The organism is Planktothrix serta PCC 8927 (genome assembly GCF_900010725.2).
Classification (GTDB): Bacteria; Cyanobacteriota; Cyanobacteriia; order Cyanobacteriales; family Microcoleaceae; genus Planktothrix; species Planktothrix serta.
On record NZ_LR734902.1, the window covers coordinates 1 to 309 of the forward strand.

The 309-nt window shown below is 41.4% G+C and carries 1 protein-coding gene; it reads right to left on the reverse strand.

What is annotated here, in order from left to right:
- Window positions 1-101: 101 nt before the first annotated feature.
- Window positions 102-309 (reverse strand): hypothetical protein (locus PL8927_RS28745; RefSeq protein ID WP_231506169.1); only part of this gene is annotated, 208 nt, incomplete at its 5' end.

Below are 309 nucleotides of genomic sequence, written 5' to 3' on the forward strand. Positions count from 1 at the left end.
GTAAGCGTAGCGCACGCACCATCCCTAACCCGAAGAAACCCGGTTTCTGATTAATCAAATTTTTAAATAAATTGCTCAAAAAATGGTGCGATCGCTGACAATCAATTGAGAGCATAATAAATGTCTCTGTGATGGTGATTTAATATTGGTGCGTGCGCGGAGCTTACGCACCCTACAATTTGATCAAAATTTTTAAGATAAATTGAGTGCGATCGCTTCCCAACCCGTAGGGTGCGTAAGCGTAGCGCACGCACCATCCCTAACCCGAAGAAACCCGGTTTCTGATTAATCAAATTTTTAAATAAATTG